Origin of the sequence: Staphylococcus cornubiensis (assembly GCF_900183575.1) — a bacterium.
Classification (GTDB): domain Bacteria; phylum Bacillota; class Bacilli; order Staphylococcales; family Staphylococcaceae; genus Staphylococcus; species Staphylococcus cornubiensis.
In genome coordinates this window covers 82,213-106,573 of sequence record NZ_FXUZ01000004.1, presented here as the reverse complement: position 1 = coordinate 106,573, position 24,361 = coordinate 82,213, and the positions used below count along the sequence as shown (strand labels likewise).

Genomic DNA, 24,361 nt, shown 5'->3' with positions numbered 1-24,361 from the left:
GATTAAAGGATGTGACGGATATGATTCAAATTTCTCATTTAACACAAACATACAATCAGCGTCATGTTGTCGATGATGTGTCATTTCAAATTCAACCTGGACAATGTACCGCACTGATTGGACCGAACGGCTCAGGAAAAACCACGCTCATTGATATGATTATCGGTGACCGCCACTCTGCACAAGGGACAATTAAGGATCATGAACAGCTTTTAACACCTGAACGTTTAGGGGTCATGTTTCAGCAAAGTCTCTTTCCCGAGCGCATGAAAGTCATTGAACTGTATCACTTGTTTGCGCATTGCTATCACGCACCTTTACCACTTGAAGCATGGATTGAAATCACACGTTTTACAGAAACACAACTCCAACAATTTGCGACACAACTTTCAGGTGGGCAACAACGTATTTTAGACTTTGCGTTAACACTTGTTGGACAACCGCAATGCCTCATTTTAGACGAGCCAACCAGTGCGATGGATGTCGAAATGCGTCAACATTTCTGGTCAGTCATTCGTCAGTTGAAAGCAGAAGGACGTACAATTTTTTATACTTCTCACTACATAGAAGAAGTTGAACAAATGGCAGATCGTGTCATTGTACTCAATCAAGGCCGTTTAGTCATGGATGATACGCCACAACATATCAAACAGGAACAAGGACGCTCAATCATCACATTACCTACCAAACCATCTGAAACACTGATATCACAATTATCTGGCATCAAACTCATGCCAACAGATGACGGGCAACTTCAAATTGAAACAGCGGATGTACAGCAAACGTTAATCGAACTCTTATCACTCCATGTGCCGTTACATCATATTGAAATTCATCATCATTCATTACTCGACATTATATTCAAACAAGACCAAGGCGGTGTATCACAATGATCAAACATTACTTTTTCACAGAGCTACGCTTACTGATACGTCACAAAACACGGTTCGCACTCGCCGTTATACTCCCGTCTGCATTTTATTTATTGTTTACGTCTATTCTCGACCTTCCCAAGGCAGCAATGACGCAATTCAACCAAGAGTATATGTACAGTATGACGACATTTAGTTTAATGAGTTTTTGCTTGTTTTCATTTCCGTTAGACCTCATTGACGAACGCACACGTGGCTGGTACAAAAGACTCATGCGTACGCCACTCACCCCGATTCACTACGTAGGCGTCAAAATGGGTAAAGCGATGTTTCAATTTGCGCTAGCCATTGTCATGATATTTACATTGGCTGCACAGTTAAGAGGTGTCAGCTTGTCGTGGCACGATTGGTTGATCTCAGGTGTTTTAATCTGGCTCGGGGCAAGTCTGATGTTGAGTTTAGGAGCATTACTTGCACAGATGGATGATACGCAAAAAGCGAGCGGTATTGGCAATATTTTGTATTTAGCACTCGCTGTTCTCGGTGGTCTATGGTTCCCTGTATCACAATTTCCGACATGGATGCAACATCTTGCAGTGATCACGCCGACATATCATTTAAAAAAGCTTTCCTATGACATCAGTTTGCATGAACATTTTCCGGTATTATCTTTAATGGTCTTGCTCATATATAGTATAATTTTCTTAACACTTGCACTGTATATTCGAAAAAGAAGTGAGATGTCATGATTAAAAAATTAGATTTACATTATCTAAATTTATCTAGTTTACTTTATTTACTTTTCTTAATCCTTAACCTATGGAATCCATACATTCATGGTCGTCGCGATATTTTAATCGTCGCCGTTTGTCTCTTTGTCATTGTCTATACAGCCCTTGTAGTCGCTTATCCACTCATGTCTAACGGTTTAATGTATACTTTGCTCACCCTTCAATACGCGGGCATTATTTATTTCGTATACGCATTCAATCCGATGACGGCATTGTTTTTGTTTTATAGTGCATTTGCGATCCCTTACGTCTTTAAAGCCAAACTCTGGTCCAAAGAATATGTCACTTGCCTTGCGACGATGGTCCTTTGTATGATCGTGACAGCAATGTATTACCCAGAATCTTATTATATTGTCGCCTTATTAATCTTTTTTACGGTCATCAATCTCATCATGTTTTCAAATTTCAAAAATGTTGAACGACAGCACTATCAAAATGAGCTGGATGCTAAAAATAAACAGTTGAACTTTTTAATCGCTGAACAGGAACGCAACCGTATTGGACAAGACTTACACGATACGTTAGGACACGTTTTTGCATCATTAAGCTTAAAATCCGAGCTCGCACTCAAGTTGATCGATACCGAACCTGATCGCGCAAAGTTGGAAATGCAAAGTGTGAACGCCATTTCAAAAGAGACACTCAATCAAATCCGTGTCATTATTAACGATTTGAAAATCCCTTCTTTTGCGGAAGAAGTGGCATCTGTCGAGACATTATTACAAGATGCCAATTTGGAATTCCAGTTTGAAGGCGTACACTTCGCACATGCATTGAACCCAGCGAAACAAGGATTGCTCGCGATGGTGCTCCGTGAAGCGATTAACAATGTGATTAAACATGCCAACGCGACGACAGTTCATGCGGCTTTATCTGAAACGACTGATGGCTTACAACTCGATATTCAGGATAATGGGCGCGGCATTGATGAAAAGTCGCCCATTCATCTCCAAAGCATACAAGCCCGCGTTGATGTTTTAAAAGGGCAATTACATGTACAAAACCATCATGGTCTACATATACAAATTTTGATACCGAGGAGCGTGCCACTATGATTCGTGTCGTTTTAGCTGAAGATCAAACCATGTTGCGTCAAGCAATGGTCCAACTGATGCAACTGCATGACGCAATAGATGTTGTTGCTGATGTTGGTGATGGACAAGCGGCTTTGAAAGCTGTCGAAACACACCCTGTTGATGTCGTCATATTAGATATCGAAATGCCTGGATTAACAGGTCTTGAAGTATTGAAATACATTCGCGAACAAGCCATTGACGTCAAAGTGATTATTGTGACGACTTTCAAACGACCGGGTTACTTTGAAACAGCTGTGGCGCATGATGTCGATGCGTACGTGTTAAAAGAGCGTTCTGTGGACGAACTCGTTCAGACGATACATCGCGTCATGGCGGGTCAAAAAGAATATAGTGATGCTTTAATGACCTCATTTGTCACAGAACGGAATCCCCTCACTGATAAAGAACAACAGGTGTTGAAAGCCATTGGCAAAGGACTGACAAGTAAAGAAATTGCACAAACCCTTTATTTATCAGATGGGACCATACGCAATTATACGTCGACCATCATCGACAAACTTCATGCAGACAACCGCTTCGATGCATGGAAAAAAGCATATGACAAAGGATGGGTGTAGCGCAAGAACGGCACTTTTGCAGATATCCACACATATATCATAAAAAACGACCACGCACCTCTTCATACATATGCGTTGGTCGTTTCTTATTGATTCAGTTGACATCATTTCCAAATGCGTCTAGCGGTTATTTCGCCCATAAAAATTGAATCAGTTCACTGGCGACTTGACGATTGTCGTGTAATTCACTATGCTGTGCGCTTGGCCCGACATATTCTGATTCGCGATACGATTTCGGACTGTCCCCGAGTAAATACTTCAATGATCTAGAGGACGTATTGGATACACTGCCGTCAGAGTGCGTACCGTCTTTTAAATCCCCATAAATGTTCAGTACATCAATATTCTTCCCTTTGTACACATCTTTCAGTACTCGCAAATCTTGATATGGTGGATTCATTCGGCTTGGCTTACCCTCTGCATCGAGCGTAATTTCATTCACTTCTTCATTCATATGCAGTACACCATTGAACGTTCCCGCGATATTCACTTGACGTTGTAACTGTGGCAATGCCGTATCTTTGCCATATGTGGCCATATATTGCGCAAATGTCATATTCGCCATTGAATGCCCTACAAAATTAAAGTTTTTAATATGATATTTTGTTTGTAAAGCGACTAACACATTTTTAAACCACTCTGCATTCACATCTGGGTCTTCTTCTTTATTATTTTTCAATTCTACTTGTACAATCGGATTAATCGCATTGCTATCCAAATGCCCTTTCAGCTTCACTTCACCCGCTTCATCCACATGCGCGGTAATGACATCTTGTGTGACACCTTGATTTTCCGCTTGCTTCACTAAAAACCTTACAGAGTTCACACTCCCGCCGTAACCATGCAAAAATAACGTCGGTGTTGTACTATCAACATACTTGGCATGCTTCGGATTATTGGCAATAGAAGTATTGCGGTAAAGGCCTATGTAAGTCACCCACCCTATAATCAATACAACAACAATCCCAATACTCCATTTCCAAAACTTTTTCATGGATGTCACCTCTTTATACGCGCTCGATCCCGTCTCATCGATATGCATTAAATTTACCTGATTCTATTGCAAAATCCATGAAAAGTCAATCTTGCAAAACTTTTACGTACATTTTGGCTAGCGCGCGACATGAGACGCTTCGTAAGTTTGACCGAATAACTTGTAATGGACAAATTTTGAAAGTTCATTAGATTGTGTAATCACTAAGATAGTATCATTACCTCCAACTGTCCCAATCACTTCTTTTAAATCCAATTGGTCGATATAATAATTCACAGTTTGTGCAAAGCCTGGTGACGTTTTAATAATTAAGTACGTATCCTTAATAATCAGAGAAACAATATCCTCTTGATACAATTTGATAAGTCTTTCTTTCGCTTCTTTTTGTGCGTTTTCGTTATATTGCCTGTAACACCTTTGTTGGTGTTCTGCTGGCATCTTATAAATCTTTAGTTCATTTAAATCTCTGCTAATCGTTGCAAGACTGTATCGGATTCCAAAATGCTGCTCAATATAATCAACAATTTCTGCTTTCGTATGAATATCGTGTTCCTTTACAACCATCGATACAAGGTCTAATCTCTTTCTTTTTTTCATACTTTTAAACTCCTTAATCTGATGATAGGTCAGTCAGACAACCATACACATCATTATCATAGCAAAATATTTTGTTCTGATATGTGAACTTTTTGGCATCTTTTAAAACCCTCGTATCTTCACCGATATCACCTTTATGGATATCCATACATCATATTGAATGAAGCACCATCTTACGTTTCTCTTAACACTACATATTCAATCATTATTCAATTCATTTGAACGATTAAAGTCATTGGCATGCATAATTTATCAATTTTATGTATTGAATACACTATTCATATGAAATTTTAGACAGTTTCATTGAGAAAATATTCACAATATAGGTGAAGAAAGCGCTTTATACTTGGGTTGTATTTAATTAAAGGAGGGGCAACAATGGAAAAAAATCCTATTCAAGTCAACAGTGAAATTGGTCCATTAAAAACGGTTTTACTCAAGCGACCTGGTAAAGAACTAGAAAATCTTGTGCCCGATCATCTCAGCGGGTTGTTGTTTGATGATATTCCGTATTTGAAAGTGGCCCAAGAAGAGCACGACAAGTTTGCACAAGTATTAAGAGATGAAGGTGTCGAAGTCGTTTATCTCGAAAAATTGGCAGCTGAAGCGATTGCTGACAAAGCTGTACGTGAACAGTTTATTGATGATATTTTAGCGGAATCTCAAAAAACTGTGCTAGGTCATGAAAAAGAAATTAAAGCACTTTTTGAAAATTTAAGTGATCAAGCACTCGTCGACAAAATTATGGCCGGCGTAAGAAAAGAAGAAATTCAACTCGAAATGAATCACTTAGTGGAATATATGGACGACAGATATCCGTTTTATTTAGATCCGATGCCAAACCTGTATTTCACAAGAGATCCGCAAGCTTCTATTGGACGTGGTATGACAATCAATCGCATGTACTGGAGCGCACGTCGCAGAGAATCTATCTTCATGACGTATATCTTAGAACACCACCCACGCTTTAAAGATGCTGATGTGCCCGTTTGGTTAGATCGAAATTCGCCATTCAATATTGAGGGCGGCGATGAATTAATTCTCTCAAAAGAAGTGTTAGCCATTGGTATCTCAGAACGGACATCCGCACAAGCGATCGAGCGGTTAGCACGACAAATTTTATTCGATGACCAATCCACATTCACTAAAGTATTGGCCATTGAAATTCCGAACAGTCGCAGTTTCATGCATTTAGATACCGTCTTTACGATGATTGATTACGACAAGTTCACGATGCATGCCGCAATTTTTAAGGAAGAGAATCAAATGAATATTTTTACAATCGAAAAAGATGAAGCGACGAATGATATTCAAATTTCACATTCAAGCCAATTGAAGAAAACCCTTGAAGAAGCTTTACATGTAGATGAGATTCACTTCATTCCTACTGGTAACGGCGATGCGATTGACGGTGCCCGTGAACAGTGGAATGACGGCTCAAATACGTTAACGATTCGCCCTGGTGTTGTTGTGACGTATGACCGCAATTATGTTTCTAATCAACTTTTAAGAGAACACGGCGTCAAAGTCATTGAAATTACAGGCAGTGAATTGGTGCGCGGTCGTGGCGGCCCAAGATGTATGAGTCAACCTTTATACAGAGAAGACATATAAATACTTCATCATCTTAAAATAGAAAGGATTTTTAAAATGACAGACATTCAAAAACCATTAAATTTAAAAGGCAGACATTTATTAAAAGAAGACGATTTTACTAAAAAAGAATTCTCGGACTTAATTGATTTTGCGATGACATTAAAATCCTACAAACAACAAGGCATCCGACACCGTTATTTAGAAGGTAAAAACATTGCTTTATTATTCGAAAAAACGTCGACACGAACACGCGCTGCTTTTACAGTGGCTTCCATTGATTTAGGTGCACATCCTGAATTTTTAGGTAAAAATGATATCCAATTAGGCAAAAAAGAATCTGTAGAAGATACCGCGAAAGTGTTAGGTCGCATGTTTGATGGTATTGAGTTCCGTGGCTTCTCACAAGATACAGTGGAAGCATTAGCTCAATTCTCCGGCGTCCCTGTATGGAATGGACTCACTGACGCATGGCACCCAACACAAATGTTAGCGGACTACATGACAATTAAAGAAAATTTTGGGTATTTAGATGGCATCAAGCTCACATACATTGGCGATGGTCGCAACAATGTCGCAAATTCACTGCTTGTTGCAGGTCCGATGTTAGGTGTTGATGTGACAATTTGTACACCTCAATCTTTATTCCCTGCGCAAGAATATATTGATATTGCTGAACGTCGTGCCAAACAAGATGGCGGTTCAATCAAAATAACTGACAATATCGATGAAGGTGTCAAAGGAGCCGATGTCATTTATACAGACGTATGGGTGTCAATGGGTGAAGAAAGTGAGTTTGAATCACGCATTAAGTTATTGAAAGATTATCAAGTTAACAAAGCTTTATTTGATAAAACAGGTAAAGACCATACGATTTTCTTACACTGTTTACCTGCATTTCACGATACTGAAACCGAGTATGGTCAAAAAATTAAAGAAGCATACGGTCTCACTGAAATGGAAGTCACTGATGAAATCTTTAGAAGTCACCATTCCAAAGTCTTTGATCAAGCAGAAAATCGCATGCATACCATAAAAGCTGTGATGGCCGCAACATTAGGATAATTCAAAAGATTTGATATGATTCAAAAGTCCAGACATACTTATTACAATGAAATAATATTAAAATCATTTAAAATAATAATTAACCTGGACTTTTGGTTCTATTAAAAGGAGACATGACATATGGGTGGAACAGATGAAAACAAATTAAATAAAACCTCCTTAATTGGTTTAGTCATTGGCTCGATGATTGGTGGCGGTGCATTTAACATTATTTCAGATATGGGGAATCAAGCTGGTGGACTCGCCATTATCATTGGCTGGCTGATTACTGCAGTCGGTATGATTTCACTGGCCTTTGTCTTTCAAAATTTAACGAATGAAAGGCAAGATTTAGACGGTGGTATTTATAGCTATGCGCAAGCCGGGTTTGGTGATTTTATCGGCTTTTCAAGTGCTTGGGGCTATTGGTTTGCAGCATTTTTAGGAAACGTTGCATATGCCACTTTATTGATGTCTGCGGTAGGCAACTTTTTCCCAATATTTGAAGGCGGCAATACACTTCCTTCGATTGTCATTGCATCATTGTTATTATGGGGCGTGCATTACCTCATTTTAAAAGGGGTGGAAACTGCCGCGCTCATTAATAGTATTGTGACGGTTGCCAAGTTAATCCCTATTTTGCTTGTCATTGTATGTATGATGGTTGCGTTTCATTTTGACACTTTTAAAGCCGGCCTTTTTGGTATGACAAGCCATGCATCACATGGGTTTAGCTGGGGTGACACGCTCTCACAAGTGAAAAGTACGATGCTCGTCACAGTATGGGTCTTTACGGGAATTGAAGGCGCAGTTGTATTTTCTGGACGTGCTAAAAATAAAAAGGATGTCGGCTCAGCCACAGTTATCGGATTAGTTTCTGTATTAGTCATCTATTTCTTAATGACTGTATTAGCACAAGGTGTCATTCAACAAGATCACATTTCTGAACTTTCCAATCCTTCTATGGCCGCTGTTTTGGAACATATCGTCGGTCATTGGGGATCTGTACTCGTCAATATTGGACTGATTATTTCAGTTTTAGGTGCATGGTTAGGCTGGACACTTTTAGCCGGCGAGTTACCGTTCATCGTTGCGAAAGATGGCTTATTCCCTAAATGGTTTGCCAAAGAAAATGAAAACAAAGCACCGAGCCATTCATTATTGATTACCAATATATTAGTTCAAATCTTTTTAATCAGCATGCTGTTCACACAAAGCGCTTATCAATTCGCCTTTTCACTCGCATCAAGTGCTATTTTGATTCCTTACACATTGAGTGCTTTTTACCAAGTGAAGTATACCGTGCAAACGAAGCATCGCGCGACAGCAAAACAATGGATCGTAGGTATCATCGCATCTATTTACACGATATGGCTCGTATATGCGGCCGGACTAGACTATTTATTGTTAACGATGTTGCTCTATATACCTGGACTCATTGTTTATAAAATCGTGCAAAAAAACAATCAAAAACCTTTAAAACAACTCGATTATATCTTTTTTATGATCATTATGTTATTAGCCATTATCGGCATCATCAGATTATTAACTGGTGCCATCGATGTATTTTAGTGAGGAGTGATTTTTATGCATAAAAAAATTGTCATTGCTTTAGGTGGCAATGCAATTCAGACAACAGATGGATCTTCAGAAGCGCAAAAACAGGCAATTCGTACAACAATGCAAACACTGAAGCCATTATTTAAGACCGACTACGATATTGTCATCTCTCATGGCAATGGCCCGCAAATTGGCAACCTCCTAATTCAACAAAAACAAGCGGATAGTCCTCAAACGCCTGCCATGCCTTTAGATACATGTGGCGCGATGACACAAGGGATGATTGGTTTTTGGATTGAAACAGAGGTCAATCGTGTATTAGCAGAAGTGAACAGTGACCGTAAAGCAGCGACAGTCATCACACGTGTGGAAGTCGATGCAAACGATCCAAGAATGGCCAATCCGACGAAACCCATTGGCCCTTTTTATACAAAAGCGCAAGTCGAAGAACAACAAGCGCAAAATCCGCAATCTGTGTATAAAGAAGATGCTGGAAGAGGTTATCGTAAAGTCGTCCCTTCCCCACTACCCGTTTCTATTTTAGAACATCAATTGATCAGCACTTTAGTTGAAAACAACAATATCATCATCGCCTGTGGTGGTGGCGGTATTCCTGTTGTCAAAAAAGATGACACTTACGAAGGTGTAGAAGCTGTCATCGATAAAGACTTTGCGAGTGAACGTTTAGCGCAACTGATTGATGCCGATATACTGATGATTTTAACGAATGTTGAAAACGTCTACCTCAACTTTAACGAGCCTGATCAATGGAAGCTAACGCAAATCGATGTCGCCAGTTTGAAACAATATGCACGTGACGGTAAATTTGCAGAAGGTTCGATGCTACCTAAAATTGAAGCGGCTATCGATTTTGTAGAAAATGGAGAAGGGCGTCGTGCGGTGATTACCAACTTAGATAAAGCCTATGAAGCCTTTAAAGGAGAAGCCGGCACACAAATTTATAAGTAGTCATAAGGTGGTGTTTCTATGGGAGAAAAGTCATACAATTACGCAATCATCGATGACTCCCTTATTAAAAATGATATTCAAACATTTCTAGAACCATTTGCTGCCTTTATCAATATACCCTCGATCGTTTTACAGCCGTACAAGAACGAATTTATTGTCAGACAGTACAACAAAGGCCAAGTGATTTATTATTCATCAGATGAACTGACGCATATTTATTTTTTAATCGACGGTTATATTGTACGAGAGCATTATAACATTAATGGTGATGTCTACCGTGTCATCAACAAAGGTCAACAATTATATCCCATCCACAATCTATTTCAAGATAAGACAACACATGAAGTATGTTCTGCACTCACCAATTGTATTGTGATGGCAATTCCGATCGATTTCATGGAGTATTTATGTAAAAATCATCATAAAGTATTCATTCAATTGTATAAATACTTATGTGACAATGAAAAACAACTGACTGAATATAATATGGCACTCAGCGCTAAAAATGCCAGGTCCCGTGTCATTAAAGTGCTCATTTACTTATGTCATACGATTGGTGACGACCATGATGAGTTTTATGAAATCAAATCTTTCTTAACGATTCAAATGGTCAGTGATCTCGCAAGTGTTTCACGCGAAACAACCGGACATATTATCAATGCGTTGAAAGAACAAAACTTGCTTCTAAAAAATAAGAAAAATTGGATGTTCAGTAAAACGCTGGTCGATCAACATAACGCTGATTAAACAAGAAGTGTCTGAATCTTATCCGAGACTTTCGTCAATGATGACAAGAAGGTCTCGGATTTTCCTATGATGTAGTTTCGTTCAGTCAACTCGAAATACCTATACAACTGGACGCCTTTCTCGATAATCTAGAATGCGCCGATACTTCAATATGCAATGCGCTATTTTGTTGTGATGCCACTTTTGATAAAATGAAACTGACTTTGACGAATGGAGTGATACCGATATGGCGCACCAAATTGAACAATTAAAAAATATCATTGACCACTCGCAGCGCATCGTATTTTTCACAGGTGCCGGTGTCTCAGTTGCAAGCGGTGTACCGGATTTTCGTTCAATGGGCGGTTTATTTGATGAAATTTCAAAAGAGGGCTACTCACCTGAATATTTGTTGAGCATTGATTATTTGGAAGATGACCCTGTTGGTTTTATGCGTTTTTGTCACAAGCGGTTACTATTAGCCGACAAACTGCCTAATCCGGTTCATCAATGGATTGCTGAATTGGAGCAACATCAACAAGCGTTAGGGGTCATCACGCAAAATATTGACGGATTACATAGCGATGCAGGAAGCCAACACGTAGACGAACTACATGGGACACTTAATCGTTTTTACTGCCCGAATTGTCATCAACAGTATACGAAAAATGATGTGATGACACAGCAACTGATACAATGTGAACGTTGTGGCCATGTGATTAGACCAGATATCGTCCTTTATGGAGAAATGTTGGATCAAACGACGATTGCCAACGCACTTCAGAAAATCACACATGCGGATACATTAATTGTGCTTGGATCATCGCTCGTCGTTCAACCTGCAGCTGGACTCATCTCAAACTTTCAAGGTCAGCACCTCGTCATTATTAACAAAGACGAAACACCTTACGATCACTATGCAGAACTTGTCATTCATGAAGATATGGTCACTGTCGTCGAACAGCTCTCCTCGTGAATAACTATAATGAACAAAAACGGTAGCTCTATCTCATTGAGAACTACCGTTTTTTAATGGGCTGTTTAACGTGTAAATGTGGCTAAACTTTTTAAATATTGTCATTCGTCCTCACATTTTATTTCACAACAGTGACAAGACGACTATCAATATAGCCAATGCGTTTACCTTTATTGTTGTATAAGGTAAAATATTTCTTACCATTTGGATGGTAAGAAATTTCTTTGGCATTGTATCGATCTCCAGCCTTAATGTGCTTTACAGTGACTTTTTGTTTGAGGTTTAAACCTTTCCAAATTGTAATTTTTCCTTTGTTGATTTTCACATGTTTATTATATTTTTGTGGTGTTGCTTTTTTAATAGGTGCAATTGAATGACCGTTCGTATAGCCTATAAATTCACCATTTGTACGGTACAAAGAGTAATATCTCTGTCCATCAGGATGGTTGTATGCGTATTTAGCAACATAGACCTCTCCCATCTTGACACTATCAGAACCCTTACCTAGTGTAAGTTCTAAATTTGTCCAAATCGGGATTTGCTTATGATTCAATTTCACGAATTTATTATACGGATGTGCCACAGGTGTAGCCATCCAATGTTTAATGTAGTCTATTTTCAAATCATTCATTCTTGTACCACTATTATTGAATGCACCACCATATGTGTGTACAGCAACAATTTTATTTTGCTCATTTCTAACAGCACTTCCACTTTGACCAGGAGATGTGTCAACATCATAATATAAGCTATTCTTTGTTGTTTTTATCAAATGCCCCGAAGCGCGATACTGCATTTGTCCCGGTTTATTACCTGGAAAACCTGAAATTTCAAGTTTATCATCTTTTTTAATTTGTGATGTTATACCTAATGTTCCTGTCTTTTTTCCTAATTTAGAATCTAACTTAACTATCGCAAAATCAGCATCTTTCTTTGATGCATTAGTCCAACTTTTAAGCGCATACATTTTTTTAGCTTTGGCTTTACCTATCGTATATTGATCCCCTTTTTTACCTGCATAGACCGTTAGTTCTTTCGCCCACCCCATCGTAGGCGAATATACATTGTGCCCTGCAGTCAGTACAGTATCTTCACCTATCATCGTTCCTGTTCCTTGATAAATGACACCATTTGTAAACCTCATATGTAATAATACAATTTGTCTATACGGCGTAGACAAATGGTTTGATACGGGTTCACGTTGATCTTTTCCAAAAACTCTTTCTCCAACTTCCCCGTACAAATATTCAATAGGTACTACTTTATTTTGATCTATTTCTATTTGACCAGATGTCGGTTGTTCTGTTGGCTCGATTGGCGATGTTTCCGGGTTAATTTCTACACCTTCTGGATAATATTGTTCTTCTATGATACCATCACTCGCAACATAATCTACTTCGGCAAAAACAGTGGATTTCACATTAAACAATACGACTAACATTAAAACAGCGCTTAGCAAAATCATCTTAAACTTGAACTTCATTTTTAATCCCTCACTCAAAATAATCTAAAAAATAATGATTTACTTCTACTGCGATTATGCGATTTATCACAATGCACTTAGCACGATTGACACGTCCCCTACTTACTCGATTTGATTATAAACAATAACCTAAATTATATTCAATAAGGAATTGAAATATTTATTATTTTATTTTGTACATTTTGGATTTTCAAATTCATAAGGAGTAGATTAAAGTGAGCTCGCTAAAATAATCGTCATTTCAGCATTATTAAAAGTACTTTTTTGTCAATATGTGGCTTTTGATCAAAGAGGATGATTAAAAAATAGCCAACTTCACGACTGTGTCAATGGACAATCATGCGTTGGCTGGTCGAGACTTTCATAGGGTAAGAATGCGAGAGCAAGTTTAGCGATTCCAAACAGCTAAATTTGATTTACAGTATCCCTCTCATCGATATTTCTTCATCAATGCATCTGGAATGTGACAATAATCATTTGGATATTTGTCGAGGTGATCTTGATGGATGTCAGCACTCGGAATATAATTCGTCAGTGGTGCCACTTCGACAGCGATACGTTCGGCATCAGTTCTATTTTGGATGAATTGTCGGGCTTCAGCTAAATGTTCGGGCTGTTCACTATACACGCCTGTTCGATATTTCGGTCCGACATCTTCTCCTTGTTGGTTGATGCTATATGGGTCTATGATTTCAAATAAATAGCCCATCAATGCAGTAACGTCCACTTGTGATGGGTCAAAGGTTGTTTTGACACACTCAACATAGCCATCATACGGGCCGTCTAACGTTGTCGTGTCACCATTTGCACGCCCCGCTTCCGTTGTGATCACACCGGGTAATGTTTTCACAAAGGCTTGGACACCCCATAAGCATCCGCCTGCAAGAAATATCGTTTCCATAAATCTCCCTCCTTATTGTAGTTTTATTTTATACTATACTGTAACGCATCCCAAAAAACAGTTGCCGAATTAGAGCGATGAGGATGATTCCGCATAACATTTTCTGGCCAAATCTTCAGCTTGCATCTGAGCATCGCCAAAAAAAGACTTGGACGTCATATCATCCAAGCCGTCTATTATTTCCATTCTCACTCGCCGTGATACAAAAATGATTCATCATGTGCGCTTAAGCCTCATGATTCAAATACGTTGTAAACATTTCTTGATATAAGTTAATAAATGTTAAGTAGACATCTTTGTCGACATATTCATCGACTTGATGCGCTTGTGACATTTGACCTGGGCCATAAGTTACGAATGAAAAATGTTCGTCCTTATCTTTCAATAACAATGACGCATCTGTCACACCTGTCGCTGCGATTTTTTTGACTCTCTCACTAAAGTACTTTTCACTTAAGTTTTGTGCTAAATCAATTAATGCATTTTCACCTGTTGTAACGACGGGCGCACGGTCTCCGTATGGCTGAATCGTCAACTGTTCATCTTTATCCGTTACACGTTGCTGAATTGACTCAAATAAATCGATAAAGCTTTGACTATTGAACTCTGAAACCGTACGCACATTAAACAATGCCGTCGCTTTATCTGGAATAGAGTTCACCTGATCGCCACCGTTAAAAACAGTCGATGCCAACGTCGGTCTACCAATAATGTCGTTTTTTTGATCGACTTGTTGAAACGCTTCATTTAAATGATAAATAAAGTTGACGACAGGTGTCACCGCATTAATTCCTAATTCCGGCATCGAACTGTGCGCTGATTTACCTCTAGATGTCAGTTCGACGTGCATGGAACCTTTATGCGCATAAAACATCCCCTCTTGAGAAGGCTCGGCAATGAGTAATGCATCCACATCGTCCATATAACCTTGTTGTTGTAACAATGCAGCACCTTCACTCTCAATTTCTTCTCCTGCAGTAGCTAAAAGGCGAATGGTCCCTTTCTTCAATGAACCTGATTCCTTAATTTCAATCATACTTATTACGAGTGCTGCGAGGCCTGCTTTCATATCTGCTGAGCCACGACCGTGTAATCGACCAGCGTCATCCTCTGTTAATTTAAAAGGTTCATACTGCCATGTAGAAATATCGCCTACCGTTACCACATCCATATGACCTGAAATAGCTAGTACTGGTTTGCCTGAACCAATTTCTGCCACTAAATTTGCACGTGTCTCACTATTGTCTAACTTTAAAATCTGAGCGTTAATGTGATACTGATCGAACAAATCGTGCAAATATTGGGCGACTTGTAACTCATCATCATTCACCGACTGTATTTCAATGAGGTCACGTAAAATCTGAATTCTTTCATCTTGACTTAAAACCGACATTGCATGCACACCCTTTCAAAAATATGTTAAGCGGATTCGTATTGCCAAAATAGGGTTAGCTATCCCCTCCACCTTGATAATTACGATACAACCTTATTGTCTCAAAAAGGATATCTAATTACAATTTAGGGCGCCTACCTAACTAAATAGAACAATCACATTTCGTTTGTTGAAATAAAAAAACACTTCTGTGCACGATTACACACAAAAGTGTTCGAAATGTTGATAATGTTATCGACCTAATAACTTTTCAGCATTTTGATACATGAATTTTTCTTTTTGTTCGTCCGTAATCATATCCGTTGTCAAAATTTCGTCTGTTAATTTTTTGACAACAGGTTCAATCGTATACGGCGTGTCTGAACCATAGACAATATGATTTTCATCTGCCATTTGAAGGAGCATTGGTAATTGTTGTGGCAACACTTTACCTGCTAAATCAAAGTATAAATTGTTCATTGTCTTTAAAATATCATCCGGTTGTTCTTCATATTCAAAGATAGCATTTCCCATATCAATGCGTTGCGCAATCACTGGGAGTAACGCACCGCTATGTGGAACAATCCATTTAATATTAGGAAACTTACTGAATGTGCGGTTTTGGTTCATATAGACGATAGCACGCGTTGTATCAAAGAAAAATTCCATCAATGGGGTAAAGACTTTTTTCTTAATCGATGGGTTAATCGGCTGTGGTTCGTTAGGATGGATAGCCACAATCGCATGACGTTCATTGAGTTTCTCAAAAATCGGATCTAAACTTGGGTCTCCTAAATAAATACCGCGCGCATGTGACGGTAACGTGAAACCGACTGCTTGATGGACATCTAATGCACGATCAATCGCCTGAATCGACGCGTCCACAAGCGGTATCGGTAATGAAGCAAAAAGACCAATTTTATCAGGGTACTTTTTAGACAGTTCAGCACCATATGCATTCGCCTCTTCATTCACTTCAACCATGACGTCATCTGGCGCAGCACTATGGTGAGGTCCCGCAATAGACAACACCCCATAATCAATCTCCATTTCTTCCATAAATTTCAAATAAGCCTCGATAGAAAATGAAGGCGTCGCAACACCTGCACCCTTCCCATCAAAATACGCATCCAAATATCGAATAAAACCTGGTGAGAAATAATGTGAATGTAAATCAATCTTTTTCATGAGACACACTTCTTTCTTTTTAATATGTGTTTGATAAAAACTTGTCACTGAACCAAAGTGTCGGGCAATCATACCTTAAAGCATGTCGCTGTATCGCTTTATCCATAACATTGAGAGCGCCGGCAGTCTTCCCTCTTCTCAAAAAGCCACACGTGTTTCAACAAGGTAAAGTTACAACGACTTTAATCATGTGCATGTCATATCATCATCAACCTCATATATCCAGCACTTTTGACAACAAGGTTTATTAATTATTAAATGAAATTACTTTTGACTACAGTTTATATTAACAATGATATGAAATACACTTCATATTATATGTTTAAAATTTCACTACCTCAAACAATTATTCTTAGTACATAGCCAGCAATATAATCGCTTACATTACAACTTCATTAGTTGATTTGGTTTCTAATAAAAAAACCACATCACTCTTAACGCAAAAAACACGAAATTTTGCGTTAAGAGTGATGTGGGATTTTAATCATTCATTTTGAGAAATACTGTCATATCAACGTTTCGGACTATTTTAGGTCTTTTTTGAACACTCACGTTACACACGAGCCCTTGTGTTAACTTATCTTAGAATTAAGGACTAATTACGATTCTTCATAAACAATAATATCACCGGGTTGGCATTCTAAATATTTACATATAGCCTCTAAAGTACTGAAGCGCACGGCCTTGGCTTTCCCTGTCTTTAAAATGGATAAGTTCGCAATGGTCACGTCGACAGCTTTGGACAATTCGGTAAGCGATACGTCTTTTTCTTTCAACACTTCATCTAACTTTATTTTAATCATGGTGACTCCTTATATCGTCAAATCATTTTCTTCTTTAATCTCTTGAGACCTTCTATAAATCGTAGTAAATGAGAGGAGTAATAAATTAATAACAACAAGTAAAGTTGCAGTCAGGTTTCCAATATCTAATACGCTAACAATGGCTTGATCGACATGTAAGAAATCTATCAAAAAATGAAGAGAAACAAAAATCAAAATACACATCGAAGTATACAACGTTTTATCGTGTATCTTATCTGAAAATCTAAATTTAGTATTTACGTTTACTTTACTAAATATTTGATATACGAATGTAAAAACAACTAAAGCTAAGATAACTTGTAACACATATACAAGGGCATAAAGCTGATACGATATTGATGCATGCCATATTCCGTCATCCAACAATTGGCTATACTTGAACAAATTTTTTATTGAAAGCAATACAAAAAGGACAATTAATATTACTGAAGTGAACTTTAGATATTTAATATTTCTTTTCATGTTTATCCCTACTTTCATTTCATTTTACTCCAATTTGATTCTTTATATCGTTAAATCGTTTTCTTCTTTGAGTTTCCGTGACTTGTCATAAATAGTACCAAAAATGAGTGCCACTGTACCGAGTACCATTAAAAGGGTATCAGATAAACCCTGCATATTCAGCGCTTTCATATATTTCGTCTCAATTTGAATTGAATTAGACAAAACGCTTGTGGCTGAGAATATCATGATACCGAGAGAAAGATATAAAATCCTCATCTGTGATTGAGTTGAAAATTCAAATTTCTTGTATATATCATTAATGAGTATGATTGTTAAGACAAAAACACCCACGAGGATCAGTAATCGTACAGTATACACTAGCGCATAAAGTTGATATTGTAATGGCGCATGCCAAATTGACGTTTCAAGCAATTGATAATAATAGATTAAGTCTTTAACTCCTCCAACAAGATATAAGACAGACGTGATCACAGCTAGCATTTGAATCACTCTCATGTGTTTTGGTATTTTCATTGAAGTCTCCAATTTTATTGATTATCGATAAAATTATACCACCATTTTTATCGATAATCAATAAAAACTTTAAATATAGATTCCACTTGCATATGACTATTTAGTATAATGGTATTCAATTCAACATGAGTAAGGAGTGGTTATCTTGAAACAATATGTAGTGGATGCATTTACCAATCGTGTTTTTAGTGGGAATCCTGCAGCAGTATGTATTTTAGATGAATGGTTGAATGACCAAACGATGTTATTGATTGCACAAGAAAACAATTTATCTGAAACTGCTTTTTCAGTGAAGCAAAATGGGAAGTATCAATTGCGTTGGTTTACACCTGGAGGAGAAATTGATTTATGCGGTCATGCGACATTAGCAACCGCGTTTATCCTCATGAATGAAGTAGATACAACCCTTAAAGACGTCACTTTTTCAACATTAAGTGGCGATTTAACTGTCACACGAGAAGATCACCTTTATCGCATGACTTTCCCACCTTTTGAATTAAAACGTGTTGAAATCACTCAAGATATCATTGATGCGTTAGGTGATACACCAACAGAAGTGTATTTAGGAAGAGATTTATTATGTGTCTTTGAAAACAGTGAACAAGTGATTTATTTGAAACCTAACATCGAGAAAGTCAAACAACTCGACGGCGTGCTCGTACATGTCACTGCACCAGGTACTGACACGGATTGCGTTTCTCGGAGCTTTGCGCCAAAACACAGTATTGCAGAAGATCCAGTATGTGGTTCAGGACATTGTCATATTGCGCCGTACTGGGCTAAAAAGTTAAATCAAACAGAGGTCTTGGCATATCAAGCTTCATCACGAGGTGGTACGCTTTATACAACATTCAAAGATGGTGTACTGACATTAGCTGGAGAAGCTGTACTATTTGCACAAAGTGAGCTTTATATTTAATAAAAAACGAGAAGTGAATAGCATGTTCGCATCACTCCTCATTTTTAATAGGCAAATCATATTTCATGTGCCGCTTCATACATCTTTTTAATGATTGATATGACGCGGTCTTGTTGTGCATCAGTCATATCCGATCCTGATGGCAAGCAGATTCCATTTTCGAACAGTTCTTTAGCATTATCTGATGATTCGGCAATATAGTTATAATCACGATATAAAGGTTGCAAGTGCATTGGCTTCCAAACGGGTCGTGCTTCAATATTTTCAGCACTTAATTTTTCAATGATTTGATGAACAGTTACTCTTGCTTCATCTGGATTGATGGTCAAAGCAGTTAACCATCGATTACCTTTAGACGATTTTAATTCGGGTTGAAACTCAAACCCTTTTAAGTCACGAAAAGCTTTTTGGTAATTTTCAAATATCGCTCTTCTTCGCGCAATTCTGTCGTTTAACACTTCCATTTGGCCTCGACCAATCCCTGCTGAAATATTGCTTAGTCTGTAATTGTAGCCTAATTCACTGTGTTCATAATGTAATGCTTGATCTCTTGCCTGTGTTGATAAAAATAAGGCATGTTCTAATGAGTGTTGCCTTGAAACAAGCATACCCCCACCACTTGTCGTAATTATCTTGTTCCCATTAAATGAAAATATACTGTAATCACCGAATATTCCGCTCATTTTATCGTGATACATAGCGCCTAGAGATTCCGCTGCATCTTCAATTAATTTCACTTGATAACGATCGCATAACGCTTGAATTTTATCGAATTGAGACATTTGACCATATAAATTCACTACAATCACAGCTTTGGGTTTAATACCTTTATCTTCATACGTCTTAAACGCGTTTTCAAGTGCAATAGGCGACATATTCCAAGAGTCTTTTTCTGAATCAATAAAAACAGGTGTCGCATTTTGGTATAAAATTGGATTAGATGTTGCACAAAATGTAAGTGTTGAACAAAAGACTACATCGCCTGCTTTAACACCACTTTCAATTAAAGCAAGATGTACTGCGGCTGTACCACTGCTCAATGCAAGCGCATACTCACTACCGACGTACGTCTTAACACTGTCTTCAAATGCATTTACATTTTCCCCTAATGGCGCAATCCAATTCTGTTCAAAAGCGCGTTCGATATATTGCTTTTCATGACCTCCCGTATGGGGTCTTGATAAAAATATCCGCTCATTTTCCAAACCTTATTCCTCCTTTGGTCTAGCAGGTGTGCCGATGACCGTCATATGTTCACCCACATTTTTAACCACCGTCGCACCAGCACCCACAATCGTATGACGCCCAATTTCAATAGTTGGAAGAATGGTTGCACCTGCACCGACATGCACACATTCACCAACTTTCACACCGCCTGTTAACGTAGCGTGTGGTGAAACATGGGCAAAATCTGCTATTTGGTTATCATGTTCAACAACGGCGCCTGTATTGATAATCACGTGATTGCCTATTTTTGTTGCTGCATTAATCACCACTTGTGCCATCACTACAGACCCTTTCCCAATGCTGACGCTCGGACTCATCACTGCAGTCGGATGCACCAGTGTCGCAAATCGATCGATATCCACTTGACTCTTGTTAAAAATTTGTTCACGTACGTCATTACTCCCTATTGCGATACAAAAATAAAAATTTGTGCTATAGTCATTCATTCGTGCAAGATTGTCATAGAATAAGTCTTCTTCTTCATAATACTGACTGATGCTGTCATCTAAATAACCCACAACCTGATACTCGTTACTCATGTCAGCAATATCTCTCACAACTTTTGCATGGCCACCTTTGCCAATTAAAATCAGTTTTTTCATATATGGTTACCTCTAAACTTTTCTATTGTCACATGATTTTCAGCACTAATATCCTTTTTTAGAAGCACATTTTTGATTGTTCGATATAAAATGAACATATCTAATTTGAATGATTGATTTTCCACATACCACACATCCAGTTTGAATTTTTGTTCCCAAGTAATGGCATTCCTACCATTCACTTGCGCCCAACCTGTAATTCCTGGTTTCACACGATGCCTTTGACGTTGTTTATCACTGTACAATGGCAAGTATTCCATTAGTAAAGGTCTAGGTCCGACTAAACTCAAATCACCTTTCAACACATTAATGAGCTGTGGTAACTCATCAATACTCATTTTTCTAATCCATGACCCCACTTTTGTCATACGTGCTTCATCTGGTAAAAGGCGTCCAAGGTCATCTTTCTCATCAGTCATTGTTCTGAATTTATATATTTTAAAAGGCGCTTCATCTTTTCCTGGCCTTACTTGTTTAAAAATAACAGGCGAGCCTAACTCTTTTCGAATTAATATAGCTGAACCAATGAATAAAGGAGATGTCGCAACCAATGCAATTGCACTTATAGTAAAATCAAACACACGTTTTAACATGACCCTCTCTCCTAACTCTCCAATATTTGAACAAGTTTTTTCGTTAAATTTTCAAAATCATAGTGTTCCGCAATTTGAGAAGCATTTTCTCCTTGTTCATATGCTAACTCCTCATCTTTAGCCATCGCTACTATCGCTTCAGCTACTTTTTGAGGCGTTTGCGCACTCACACAGACACCACAATGATAACGTTCAATCATACTGTAGCCTGTCGTATATGTCTGTAAAATAGGCCTTCCAGCAGCAAGATATTCAAATAGTTTATTTTGACTCTGCCCATACTGATCTAGTTTTGTACTGCGGTTATGCAGTATATTGGCGTATGCATTTTTTAAAATAAATGGGATGAATTTTTTAGGGATTTTACCTTTAAATAGGACGTTGTTAAGTTTTAATGCTTTCACCTTATCCACAAGTTGACTTCTTTCATCTCCATCACCATATATGAGTATTCTAATTTTCTCTTCCGGATAACTCTTTTCTAAAATTTGGGCTGCACCTATTAGTAGTGACAAGTCATTCACTTTTCGAATTGAACCTGTGTAAATAAAGTTTTTAAACTCTCGATTTAATAAATGAACGTCAGCTTGATTAAAAGTTGTTACATTGTGATAAAAGTCTTTCAATACAACCCCATTACTAATATGATGGACCTTGTCTTCAGATATCTGATTCTTCCATCCTCTGTTTTTTATATATTCATAACCACCCGGCCAAGTCATTATAATAGAATCCGCTTTTTGATAAATTATTTTTTCCATATGATACATCAATTTAACAAATGGATTTTTCTCACTCAAAATGTTATAAGCTACAATACTTTCAGGCCATAAATCTCGAATTTCAACTACACATTTAATATTCCACTTTTCAGCAATTTTTAACCCAGCTATTAATGTGAGCGGATGCACACTAGAAGCTAAAATAACATCCGGTCGTCCATATCTTTTCCGGTATTCTTCGGCAACAGTGAGTAACCTTTTTGCAAAAGTAATCATATTAAAAATTCGATGGTGATTATTAGACTGATAGGCATGTGATTTTACAAAAACAAAAGGAATCTCATTAACAACGCGCTCACTATATAACTTTTTCTGGTTATTTATCGTTTCATTAGAATTATGCCTTGTATTTGCACAAAAAATGGTCACTTCATATCCTTGTTGCTTTAAGTATTTTGCAAACCAATAATGTCTACCACCTTCATTAAAATATTGATCTGTTGCGTAATGATTCATAATCCAAATGTTTTTCACAAATAAAAACCCCTATCTATTAAAAACTCAATTTATTGATTCATATGTGTTGCTATACTGAAACTCACGCCTACGATAAATATTTGTAGCAATCCAATAGACAGTTGGTTTTGAAATAGTGTTGTTTCAAAAGATTGATGGACAATAATGCCAACAAAAAAACTAGCGGATAGTCTAACTAAAAAATTATTTTTACAACGGATCATGCCCATCCATATTAATAAAAAAATGAGAAGAACCAATATGAGCCCTAAATAACCAATTTGCATTAAAATATTTAAATATAAATTGTGAGGAGATTGATTATGTATATAAAGATCTCTCGCAAGTGTTCCCGGTCCATAGCCTAAGAATGGCTTTTGATTTATAAACTCTATTAACGGAAGCCACAATTCATTTCGCCCCGACATAATACTTTTTCCAGTATGAGTTAACACCCAATTCTCTAACGGTAAATAGAATTGAAATGTTGGGAGTATCGGATAAAAATATATAAACGCAATACTTATAACAATTAAAGCCAAAAAGAATACTGCTGCAATAAAACGATATTTCACTATGAATTTCCAACATATGTAAACCAGGCAAGTAGCAATCACACTTAATAGAATTGATCTCGTATCACTCGCTAAAATCAGAATTAAACTCATCACTAACACGACAAAATATAAAATCTTATATTTAGAAAACTTTATGCCACAAATAAGAAAAAAAGAGGTATAAAACATATAAGGCCCCATTAAGTTAGAGTTGTTATAGATACTTGAAAATAAATGTGGTGTTCCTGCTAGAATGAAAAACATAAAATGGTACATAGTAAAAGCGATAACCATTATATTAATCGATTTTAAGTCACTATAATCCAGTTTTATGAAACTCAAATACAGTATCGTATTCAAACAAGCAATCATCTGAACACTATTAATCAAATCCTTAAAGTGATAGCCATTATTCAAAATAGAAATCAAACAAATAACAACGAGTGCTAAAATCGCGAATAAAATAATCGATTGTAACTTATTTAAGTTCACACCTTTAAATAAATAAACAAGTAAACCTATATTAGTAATCCCAAAAACTAAAAACAATGCGATTAAACCTATAACTGAAAATGAAGACACAGTAGCATTAAGAGATCCCAACAAAATAAGAAAATACAGCACAAAAATAACTATGGTGGATATCTTAAAAATAAAATGATTTTCTATTGAATTGACCTTCACAATCAACCACCTCTGCATC

At 37.5% G+C, this 24,361-nt stretch carries 25 protein-coding genes; 11 read left to right on the top strand and 14 right to left on the bottom strand.

Annotated elements, in window-relative coordinates; genetic code table 11:
* The first annotated feature begins 20 nt into the window (after positions 1-20).
* Genes CCE82_RS06485 through CCE82_RS06470 form a run of 4 tightly spaced genes read left to right on the top strand, consistent with a single transcriptional unit; the run spans position 21 to position 3,317 of the window.
* Positions 21-893 (top strand): ABC transporter ATP-binding protein, encoded by an 873-nt coding sequence (locus tag CCE82_RS06485; protein ID WP_086428601.1) that lies wholly within the window; start codon positions 21-23, stop codon positions 891-893.
* Positions 890-1,621 (top strand): ABC transporter permease, encoded by a 732-nt coding sequence (locus CCE82_RS06480; protein ID WP_086428600.1) that lies wholly within the window; start codon positions 890-892, stop codon positions 1,619-1,621. Before CCE82_RS06485 ends, CCE82_RS06480 begins: the two co-directional genes overlap by 4 nt.
* Positions 1,618-2,718, top strand: coding sequence for a sensor histidine kinase (locus tag CCE82_RS06475; RefSeq protein WP_086428599.1), 1,101 nt, complete (start codon positions 1,618-1,620; stop codon positions 2,716-2,718). The genes CCE82_RS06480 and CCE82_RS06475 overlap by 4 nt, the downstream gene beginning before the upstream one ends.
* The gene (locus CCE82_RS06470) at positions 2,715-3,317 is read left to right on the top strand and encodes a response regulator transcription factor (protein WP_086428598.1); all 603 of its coding nucleotides are present in this window, start codon (positions 2,715-2,717) and stop codon (positions 3,315-3,317) included. The genes CCE82_RS06475 and CCE82_RS06470 overlap by 4 nt, the downstream gene beginning before the upstream one ends.
* A 127-nt stretch (positions 3,318-3,444) precedes the next feature.
* Here CCE82_RS06470 and CCE82_RS06465 read toward each other — a convergent pair whose 3' ends face one another.
* Entirely contained in the window at positions 3,445-4,311 is an 867-nt protein-coding gene (locus CCE82_RS06465) for an alpha/beta hydrolase (RefSeq protein ID WP_086428597.1), read from the bottom strand.
* A gap of 117 nt (positions 4,312-4,428) precedes the next feature.
* Positions 4,429-4,908 carry an arginine repressor gene (locus CCE82_RS06460; RefSeq protein WP_086428596.1) on the bottom strand — a complete coding sequence of 160 codons (480 nt, stop codon included), beginning with the start codon at positions 4,906-4,908 and terminating at the stop codon, positions 4,429-4,431.
* A gap of 378 nt (positions 4,909-5,286) precedes the next feature.
* Between CCE82_RS06460 and arcA the strand changes: the two genes are divergently transcribed.
* From arcA to CCE82_RS06430, 6 genes are all read left to right on the top strand, one after another.
* Positions 5,287-6,522: an arginine deiminase gene (gene arcA / locus CCE82_RS06455; RefSeq protein ID WP_086428595.1), complete on the top strand. Its 1,236-nt coding sequence runs from the start codon at positions 5,287-5,289 to the stop codon at positions 6,520-6,522.
* A gap of 36 nt (positions 6,523-6,558) precedes the next feature.
* A complete protein-coding gene (gene argF / locus CCE82_RS06450) occupies positions 6,559-7,566 on the top strand; it encodes an ornithine carbamoyltransferase (RefSeq protein ID WP_086428594.1) in 1,008 nt (335 codons plus the stop codon).
* 120 nt (positions 7,567-7,686) lie between these two features.
* Positions 7,687-9,117: an arginine-ornithine antiporter gene (gene arcD, locus CCE82_RS06445; RefSeq protein ID WP_086428593.1), complete on the top strand. Its 1,431-nt coding sequence runs from the start codon at positions 7,687-7,689 to the stop codon at positions 9,115-9,117.
* A gap of 15 nt (positions 9,118-9,132) precedes the next feature.
* Positions 9,133-10,074 (top strand): carbamate kinase, encoded by a 942-nt coding sequence (gene arcC / locus CCE82_RS06440; protein WP_086428592.1) that lies wholly within the window; start codon positions 9,133-9,135, stop codon positions 10,072-10,074.
* 18 nt (positions 10,075-10,092) lie between these two features.
* Complete coding sequence (locus CCE82_RS06435; RefSeq protein WP_086428591.1) at positions 10,093-10,821, top strand: Crp/Fnr family transcriptional regulator; 729 nt, start codon at positions 10,093-10,095, stop codon at positions 10,819-10,821.
* A 226-nt stretch (positions 10,822-11,047) separates the two neighbouring features.
* A complete protein-coding gene (locus tag CCE82_RS06430) occupies positions 11,048-11,776 on the top strand; it encodes an NAD-dependent protein deacylase (protein WP_086428590.1) in 729 nt (242 codons plus the stop codon).
* Between the two features lie 118 nt (positions 11,777-11,894).
* Here CCE82_RS06430 and CCE82_RS06425 read toward each other — a convergent pair whose 3' ends face one another.
* The 7 genes from CCE82_RS06425 to CCE82_RS06395 form a co-directional block, all read right to left on the bottom strand.
* On the bottom strand, positions 11,895-13,259 hold the full coding sequence (locus tag CCE82_RS06425; RefSeq protein WP_086428589.1) for a trypsin-like serine peptidase: 1,365 nt from the start codon (positions 13,257-13,259) through the stop codon (positions 11,895-11,897).
* Positions 13,260-13,689: 430 nt separating this feature from the next.
* Positions 13,690-14,160, bottom strand: coding sequence for a peptide-methionine (S)-S-oxide reductase (locus CCE82_RS06420; protein WP_086428588.1), 471 nt, complete (start codon positions 14,158-14,160; stop codon positions 13,690-13,692).
* Positions 14,161-14,386: 226 nt separating this feature from the next.
* Positions 14,387-15,553: an ArgE/DapE family deacylase gene (locus tag CCE82_RS06415; RefSeq protein ID WP_086428587.1), complete on the bottom strand. Its 1,167-nt coding sequence runs from the start codon at positions 15,551-15,553 to the stop codon at positions 14,387-14,389.
* 231 nt (positions 15,554-15,784) lie between these two features.
* Positions 15,785-16,720, bottom strand: a complete 936-nt coding sequence (locus CCE82_RS06410; RefSeq protein WP_086428586.1) for an amidohydrolase family protein — start codon at positions 16,718-16,720, stop codon at positions 15,785-15,787.
* Positions 16,721-17,319: 599 nt separating this feature from the next.
* Positions 17,320-17,523 (bottom strand): helix-turn-helix domain-containing protein, encoded by a 204-nt coding sequence (locus CCE82_RS06405; protein WP_086428585.1) that lies wholly within the window; start codon positions 17,521-17,523, stop codon positions 17,320-17,322.
* A 9-nt stretch (positions 17,524-17,532) separates the two neighbouring features.
* On the bottom strand, positions 17,533-18,006 hold the full coding sequence (locus CCE82_RS06400) for a hypothetical protein (protein ID WP_159454522.1): 474 nt from the start codon (positions 18,004-18,006) through the stop codon (positions 17,533-17,535).
* A gap of 42 nt (positions 18,007-18,048) precedes the next feature.
* Positions 18,049-18,522 carry a hypothetical protein gene (locus CCE82_RS06395; RefSeq protein WP_086428583.1) on the bottom strand — a complete coding sequence of 158 codons (474 nt, stop codon included), beginning with the start codon at positions 18,520-18,522 and terminating at the stop codon, positions 18,049-18,051.
* Positions 18,523-18,658: 136 nt separating this feature from the next.
* On the opposite strand from CCE82_RS06395, the gene CCE82_RS06390 reads away from it, so the two are divergent.
* Positions 18,659-19,441 (top strand): PhzF family phenazine biosynthesis protein, encoded by a 783-nt coding sequence (locus CCE82_RS06390; RefSeq protein ID WP_240507179.1) that lies wholly within the window; start codon positions 18,659-18,661, stop codon positions 19,439-19,441.
* Between the two features lie 56 nt (positions 19,442-19,497).
* On the opposite strand, the gene CCE82_RS06385 is transcribed toward CCE82_RS06390, so the two are convergent.
* Genes CCE82_RS06385 through CCE82_RS06365 form a run of 5 tightly spaced genes read right to left on the bottom strand, consistent with a single transcriptional unit; the run spans position 19,498 to position 24,342 of the window.
* The gene (locus CCE82_RS06385) at positions 19,498-20,646 is read right to left on the bottom strand and encodes a DegT/DnrJ/EryC1/StrS family aminotransferase (RefSeq protein ID WP_086428581.1); all 1,149 of its coding nucleotides are present in this window, start codon (positions 20,644-20,646) and stop codon (positions 19,498-19,500) included.
* Positions 20,647-20,649: 3 nt separating this feature from the next.
* Positions 20,650-21,270: an acetyltransferase gene (locus tag CCE82_RS06380; RefSeq protein ID WP_086428580.1), complete on the bottom strand. Its 621-nt coding sequence runs from the start codon at positions 21,268-21,270 to the stop codon at positions 20,650-20,652.
* Positions 21,267-21,863 (bottom strand): sugar transferase, encoded by a 597-nt coding sequence (locus CCE82_RS06375; protein WP_086428579.1) that lies wholly within the window; start codon positions 21,861-21,863, stop codon positions 21,267-21,269. The genes CCE82_RS06380 and CCE82_RS06375 overlap by 4 nt, the downstream gene beginning before the upstream one ends.
* A gap of 11 nt (positions 21,864-21,874) precedes the next feature.
* Entirely contained in the window at positions 21,875-23,119 is a 1,245-nt protein-coding gene (locus CCE82_RS06370; protein ID WP_086428578.1) for a glycosyltransferase family 4 protein, read from the bottom strand.
* 32 nt (positions 23,120-23,151) lie between these two features.
* Positions 23,152-24,342, bottom strand: a complete 1,191-nt coding sequence (locus tag CCE82_RS06365; RefSeq protein WP_159454521.1) for an O-antigen ligase family protein — start codon at positions 24,340-24,342, stop codon at positions 23,152-23,154.
* Positions 24,343-24,361 lie beyond the last annotated feature (19 nt).

What these genes read in the sequence shown, in the direction of transcription:
- CCE82_RS06430 (WP_086428590.1), top strand. Translation starts at nt 11,048, where the DNA reads ATGGCGCACCAAATTGAACAATTAAAAAATATCATTGACCACTCGCAG.
- CCE82_RS06480 (WP_086428600.1), top strand. Translation starts at nt 890, where the DNA reads ATGATCAAACATTACTTTTTCACAGAGCTACGCTTACTGATACGTCAC.
- CCE82_RS06410 (WP_086428586.1), bottom strand. Translation starts at nt 16,720, where the DNA reads ATGAAAAAGATTGATTTACATTCACATTATTTCTCACCAGGTTTTATT.
- CCE82_RS06425 (WP_086428589.1), bottom strand. Translation starts at nt 13,259, where the DNA reads ATGAAGTTCAAGTTTAAGATGATTTTGCTAAGCGCTGTTTTAATGTTA.
- CCE82_RS06395 (WP_086428583.1), bottom strand. Translation starts at nt 18,522, where the DNA reads ATGAAAATACCAAAACACATGAGAGTGATTCAAATGCTAGCTGTGATC.
- arcC (WP_086428592.1), top strand. Translation starts at nt 9,133, where the DNA reads ATGCATAAAAAAATTGTCATTGCTTTAGGTGGCAATGCAATTCAGACA.
- CCE82_RS06375 (WP_086428579.1), bottom strand. Translation starts at nt 21,863, where the DNA reads ATGTTAAAACGTGTGTTTGATTTTACTATAAGTGCAATTGCATTGGTT.
- argF (WP_086428594.1), top strand. Translation starts at nt 6,559, where the DNA reads ATGACAGACATTCAAAAACCATTAAATTTAAAAGGCAGACATTTATTA.
- CCE82_RS06380 (WP_086428580.1), bottom strand. Translation starts at nt 21,270, where the DNA reads ATGAAAAAACTGATTTTAATTGGCAAAGGTGGCCATGCAAAAGTTGTG.
- CCE82_RS06415 (WP_086428587.1), bottom strand. Translation starts at nt 15,553, where the DNA reads ATGTCGGTTTTAAGTCAAGATGAAAGAATTCAGATTTTACGTGACCTC.
- CCE82_RS06470 (WP_086428598.1), top strand. Translation starts at nt 2,715, where the DNA reads ATGATTCGTGTCGTTTTAGCTGAAGATCAAACCATGTTGCGTCAAGCA.
- CCE82_RS06420 (WP_086428588.1), bottom strand. Translation starts at nt 14,160, where the DNA reads ATGGAAACGATATTTCTTGCAGGCGGATGCTTATGGGGTGTCCAAGCC.
- arcD (WP_086428593.1), top strand. Translation starts at nt 7,687, where the DNA reads ATGGGTGGAACAGATGAAAACAAATTAAATAAAACCTCCTTAATTGGT.
- CCE82_RS06465 (WP_086428597.1), bottom strand. Translation starts at nt 4,311, where the DNA reads ATGAAAAAGTTTTGGAAATGGAGTATTGGGATTGTTGTTGTATTGATT.
- CCE82_RS06475 (WP_086428599.1), top strand. Translation starts at nt 1,618, where the DNA reads ATGATTAAAAAATTAGATTTACATTATCTAAATTTATCTAGTTTACTT.
- CCE82_RS06460 (WP_086428596.1), bottom strand. Translation starts at nt 4,908, where the DNA reads ATGAAAAAAAGAAAGAGATTAGACCTTGTATCGATGGTTGTAAAGGAA.
- arcA (WP_086428595.1), top strand. Translation starts at nt 5,287, where the DNA reads ATGGAAAAAAATCCTATTCAAGTCAACAGTGAAATTGGTCCATTAAAA.
- CCE82_RS06435 (WP_086428591.1), top strand. Translation starts at nt 10,093, where the DNA reads ATGGGAGAAAAGTCATACAATTACGCAATCATCGATGACTCCCTTATT.
- CCE82_RS06405 (WP_086428585.1), bottom strand. Translation starts at nt 17,523, where the DNA reads ATGATTAAAATAAAGTTAGATGAAGTGTTGAAAGAAAAAGACGTATCG.
- CCE82_RS06485 (WP_086428601.1), top strand. Translation starts at nt 21, where the DNA reads ATGATTCAAATTTCTCATTTAACACAAACATACAATCAGCGTCATGTT.
- CCE82_RS06400 (WP_159454522.1), bottom strand. Translation starts at nt 18,006, where the DNA reads ATGAAAAGAAATATTAAATATCTAAAGTTCACTTCAGTAATATTAATT.